9 protein-coding genes are annotated in these 4,262 nt (G+C 37.0%); 3 read left to right on the forward strand and 6 right to left on the reverse strand.

Annotated elements, in window-relative coordinates:
• A partial coding sequence (locus tag AC6F75_RS10615; protein ID WP_500714996.1) for a leucyl/phenylalanyl-tRNA--protein transferase occupies positions 1-233 on the forward strand: 233 nt, incomplete at its 5' end.
• A gap of 78 nt (positions 234-311) precedes the next feature.
• A complete protein-coding gene (locus AC6F75_RS10620; protein ID WP_500714997.1) occupies positions 312-671 on the forward strand; it encodes a tetratricopeptide repeat protein in 360 nt (119 codons plus the stop codon).
• Here the strand turns inward: AC6F75_RS10620 and AC6F75_RS10625 are convergent, their stop codons facing one another.
• Positions 672-1,241: a DNA-3-methyladenine glycosylase I gene (locus AC6F75_RS10625; RefSeq protein WP_500714998.1), complete on the reverse strand. Its 570-nt coding sequence runs from the start codon at positions 1,239-1,241 to the stop codon at positions 672-674.
• 96 nt (positions 1,242-1,337) lie between these two features.
• Here AC6F75_RS10625 and AC6F75_RS10630 point away from each other — a divergent pair, with 96 nt between their 5' ends.
• Positions 1,338-1,952, forward strand: a complete 615-nt coding sequence (locus tag AC6F75_RS10630) for a thioredoxin family protein (protein WP_500714999.1) — start codon at positions 1,338-1,340, stop codon at positions 1,950-1,952.
• Here AC6F75_RS10630 and truB read toward each other — a convergent pair.
• The 5 genes from truB to AC6F75_RS10655 all read right to left on the reverse strand — a co-directional run.
• Positions 1,949-2,653, reverse strand: a complete 705-nt coding sequence (truB, locus tag AC6F75_RS10635) for a tRNA pseudouridine(55) synthase TruB (RefSeq protein ID WP_500715000.1) — start codon at positions 2,651-2,653, stop codon at positions 1,949-1,951. The genes AC6F75_RS10630 and truB overlap by 4 nt on opposite strands.
• The gene (locus AC6F75_RS10640) at positions 2,643-2,984 is read right to left on the reverse strand and encodes a HepT-like ribonuclease domain-containing protein (protein WP_500715001.1); all 342 of its coding nucleotides are present in this window, start codon (positions 2,982-2,984) and stop codon (positions 2,643-2,645) included. The genes truB and AC6F75_RS10640 overlap by 11 nt, the downstream gene beginning before the upstream one ends.
• Complete coding sequence (locus tag AC6F75_RS10645) at positions 2,981-3,265, reverse strand: nucleotidyltransferase domain-containing protein (protein WP_500715002.1); 285 nt, start codon at positions 3,263-3,265, stop codon at positions 2,981-2,983. Before AC6F75_RS10645 ends, AC6F75_RS10640 begins: the two co-directional genes overlap by 4 nt.
• Before the next feature lie 39 nt (positions 3,266-3,304).
• The gene (locus tag AC6F75_RS10650) at positions 3,305-4,099 is read right to left on the reverse strand and encodes an undecaprenyl-diphosphate phosphatase (RefSeq protein WP_500715003.1); all 795 of its coding nucleotides are present in this window, start codon (positions 4,097-4,099) and stop codon (positions 3,305-3,307) included.
• The coding region (locus AC6F75_RS10655; protein WP_500715004.1) for a DUF3098 domain-containing protein at positions 4,100-4,262 on the reverse strand (163 nt) is incomplete at its 5' end.

The raw sequence follows: 4,262 nt of genomic DNA on the forward strand, positions 1-4,262 counted from the left end.
AAAAATTAGTAGGCGGACTCTATGGAATTGATTTGCCTGAAAAGGGTGTTTTTTGTGGTGAAAGTATGTTTTACAAAGTCACCGATGCTTCAAAAGTGGCCTTTTATCATCTGGTTGAACTTTTAAAAGCCCAAAATTACAAACTCATCGATTGTCAAGTGTACACAAAACATTTAGAGTCGCTCGGTGCCTGTTTACTTCCCAGAGATAAATTTGTCAAATATCTTGTTTAAAATTGTAAGAAAATTCTTAACATTTTGATTTTCAAGTATTTTTCTTACATTTACAAAACGCTAAGCCCAAAACTTACGATGAAAAAAAACCTCATTCCCCTGTTCATCGCCTTGTTATGCATTGCATTGAATGCACAAGGACAAGAAAACCTTCCGCTAAAATCTTCCGAATCAAATCAAATAGACGTCATCAAAATTTATGAAAACGTCCTGGAAGAAGGTTATGAATCTGCTCAAATTTATCAAAAACTGGCTCAAGCCAATTTTGCCAGGGAAAATTATCAAGATGCCAAAAAATGGTTTGAGAAGTGGTTTGAATTGGATACTAATCCCAGCCCTTCTGCTTACTACCATTATTCTAAAACTTTAGAATATTTGAATGAAACCGAAAAGGCAAAGGAATTTATGGAGTTGTTCCAAAAACTCTCCAAAAAATAATTACACTTCGTGATATCTGAAGCAATCCATCAAGTGGTCATTGACCATTCCGGTGGCTTGCATATGAGCATATACTACGGTACTGCCCATAAACTTAAACCCTCTTTTTTTTAAGTCTTTTGAAATTTTGTCTGAAAGTTCAGTAGTTGCGTGAGCTTCTTTTAAAGATTTTAGCTTGTTTTTTATTGGTTTTCCACCTACGAAACCCCAGACATAGTTGCTGAAACTGCCAAATTCCTTTTGAACTTCCATAAACGCTTGTGCGTTAGTGACAGCTGCCCTGACTTTTAATTTATTACGAATGATGCCTTCATTATGGAGAAGTTCCTGAATTTTACTTTCTTTATAATTTGCTATTTTTTTACAGTCGAAATCATCAAACGCTTTGCGGAAATTTTCGCGTTTTCGCAAAATGGTAATCCAGCTCAAACCCGCCTGAAAACTTTCCAAAATTAAAAATTCAAACAAGGTTTTATCATCATAAACAGGCACTCCCCACTCTGTATCGTGATATTCAACATAAAGGGGGTCTGTGCCACACCAAGGGCAACGGTTTGTGACTTTGGTCATAGAAAACTTTATTATGGTTGGTTAATTTCGCACATTGATTGAATCGTTTCTTAAAGGTAATGATAAAATTTTCGATGGAAAAAATAAATTAAAATTATGCAGACACTTACCGACAACTCCACAATAATTCAGAAGGCCATAGCACAGGCCGTTGATTATAATACTTATTTTAACCAGGTAAAAAGTTTTTACGAGCAACAAAAAACATCCGGTCCTGAACAATCGCAATCAAGGATTGAGTTTACAGCTTTAAATTATCAACGAATGAAACGGTTGAATAAAACCATTTCGATAAGTGAAGATGCCAAACAATTTCTGAATAATGTTAGTAAAGAACAAACCTGGTTGGTAATAACTGAAGCCTGGTGTGGTGATTCTGCTCAGGTAATTCCTGTGCTTGATAAAATCGTTGAGCAAGCCCCGGCTATAGATTTAAAACTGATTTATCGTGATGAACTGCCCGAATTGATGGATGCTTTTTTGACCAATGGCGGAAGGTCAATCCCAAAACTCATAGCTCTTGACAAAAACAATGAAGTGTTGTTTACCTGGGGGGCTCGCCCTTCATTTGCGACAAAAATGGTCGCTGATTATAAAGAAAAACACGGTATGCTTTCACCGGAATTTAAACAAGAGTTGCAACTTTGGTACACCAAAGACAAAGGCCAAAACATTGTTGACGACCTGACTTCACTTCTGAAGAAAGTTTAAACTTGTTTTAACTGCGTTTCAAAATTCTCAATACTTATAGCATCATCAACTGAAAACTCACCAATTTTTGTCCGCCGCAAAGCCGAAAGATGTGCTCCATTATCCAAGGCTTTACCAAAATCATTTGCCAGCGAGCGGATGTAGGTTCCCTTACTGCAGTTTACTCTAAAGTGAATTTCGGGTAGGTTGATGCCGGTAATTTCGAAAGAAGAAATAGTGACCTTGCGTGAAGAAATCTCCACTTCCTCGCCGCTACGTGCAAATTCATAAAGTCGTTTGCCGTCTTTTTTAATTGCTGAAAACACCGGGGGATATTGTTCAATTTCACCGATAAATTGCTTTGTGGCATCAAGAATTTGTGATTCTGAAATTGAGGAGATGTCAAAGGTTTGATCAATTTCGGTTTCCAAATCATAACTAGGTGTAGTGGCACCAAGTGTAATCGTGCCGGTGTATTCTTTTTCCTGAGCCTGATAAGTGTCGATTTGCTTGGTAAACTTTCCGGTGCAGATAATCAATAATCCTGTAGCCAGCGGGTCAAGGGTTCCTGCATGACCTACCTTTATTTTTTTTAGATTGAATTGCTTCCTGATGAGCCACCGCACTTTATTGACAACTTGAAAGGAGGTCCAGTTTAAAGGTTTGTCGATTAAAAGGATTTGGCCTTGTTGGAAGGATTCTGCTGAAGGGTTAGGATTCATTCTCTAATAATTCAAGTAGTGAATCTTTCAACTCAGGAATTTCATCCACAACAGTTTTCCAAATTATTTCAGACACCAGCCTGTCATAATCGTGAATGAGTACATCCCGAAAAGCAGCCATTTTTCGCCAGGGTATTTGAGGATATTTATTTTTGAATGCAGTATCTACTTTTTTCGATGCCTCACCTATGATTTCAAAACATCTAATGATAGCATATTCTTTTTCAATGTCTAAACTGAATTGTTCTTCAGAAATACCTCTCATAAAATTTTCTATGTGAGTTATTTGATCAAGAATATGTTTAATATATACACTATTATTCTTTATCATTCCTGATAGATAATTTTTAAATCTTTAAGTATGTATGGCTTGATGTATTTATTAACTCCTTTTTCAGAAACTAAATCTACTTTTCTGTGCAAGGCATCTTCAAGCTCCAGTTTTAAGCCTACAAGATCAAACAGGGAAATTTTCTTTTGGAAAGAGTACAAGATATCAATATCACTATCTTCTTTCATTTCACCACGGGAATATGACCCAAAAACCCCAATCTTTATTGGCTGAAAGGGTTTAAGGATATCCAGTATTTTAGTGTTGATTTCTGTATTCATCCTTCAAATTTACAGAATATATGACTAAATCCAATCAATTTAATAATAATACCCAATTAAAATTGAAGCGATTCCCACTACAAAACAATACACGGCAAAATAAGAAAGTTTGCTCTTTTTGACCAACGCAATCATCCAGGTACAGGCAATGATTCCAAAAACAAAAGCGGCAGCAAATCCGGCAGTAAGCACTCCAATATTTTCCATTTGCATGCTGATGTCACCACCAAGAATGTCTTTAGCCATTTTTCCGAGAATCAACGGTACTACCATCAAAAATGAAAAACGGGCTGCACGTGCCCGATCAATGCCCAAAAGCACTGAAGTTGCTATGGTTGCACCACTTCGTGAAATTCCGGGAAGGATGGCAATGGCTTGTGCTACGCCAATGACAAAAGCACTTTTAAAACTTACTTCTTTAATCGTGTTTTTTGCGCGGTCAGCTAAATAAAGAAGTAGTGCTGTAATGATTAGCATAAAGCCCACAAGTACTATATCCCCACTAAAAAAAGCTTCCAGTTCGTCACTAAAAACAAGCCCAATAAAAGCGGCCGGAATCATGGAGAGTATAATTTTAAGGGAATATTTGAATTCTTCATTCCATTTAAACCGGAACAGGCCTTGAACAATTTCAACAATGTCTTTTCTAAAGACAACAATTGTACTCAATGCAGTAGCAAAATGAACCACAACGGTAAACAACAAGCTCTCCTGCGGAACACTTTGATCTCCCAAAATGGCTTTTCCTAATTCCAGATGTCCACTGGATGAAACAGGCAGAAATTCGGTCAATCCTTGTACGGCGCCAAGAATCAGGGCGTCAAGATAAGTCATCTATTTCTTGTTTGGATTTAAAAGAATGGCATACACTTCAATGGCAAAACCAATTAAAATCAAGGCAGGTGCCAGACGAATGCGTCTCCAACTGTAAATTTCTTCATTAAAAACATTAGGGTCATCACTGCCTCCACCTATCATCAGTATAAAACCCAAAGCA

The sequence above is a fragment of the Planktosalinus sp. genome, from assembly GCF_059864935.1.

What these genes read in the sequence shown, in the direction of transcription:
- AC6F75_RS10620 (WP_500714997.1), top strand. Translation starts at nt 312, where the DNA reads ATGAAAAAAAACCTCATTCCCCTGTTCATCGCCTTGTTATGCATTGCA.
- AC6F75_RS10625 (WP_500714998.1), bottom strand. Translation starts at nt 1,241, where the DNA reads ATGACCAAAGTCACAAACCGTTGCCCTTGGTGTGGCACAGACCCCCTT.
- AC6F75_RS10630 (WP_500714999.1), top strand. Translation starts at nt 1,338, where the DNA reads ATGCAGACACTTACCGACAACTCCACAATAATTCAGAAGGCCATAGCA.
- truB (WP_500715000.1), bottom strand. Translation starts at nt 2,653, where the DNA reads ATGAATCCTAACCCTTCAGCAGAATCCTTCCAACAAGGCCAAATCCTT.
- AC6F75_RS10640 (WP_500715001.1), bottom strand. Translation starts at nt 2,984, where the DNA reads ATGATAAAGAATAATAGTGTATATATTAAACATATTCTTGATCAAATA.
- AC6F75_RS10645 (WP_500715002.1), bottom strand. Translation starts at nt 3,265, where the DNA reads ATGAATACAGAAATCAACACTAAAATACTGGATATCCTTAAACCCTTT.
- AC6F75_RS10650 (WP_500715003.1), bottom strand. Translation starts at nt 4,099, where the DNA reads ATGACTTATCTTGACGCCCTGATTCTTGGCGCCGTACAAGGATTGACC.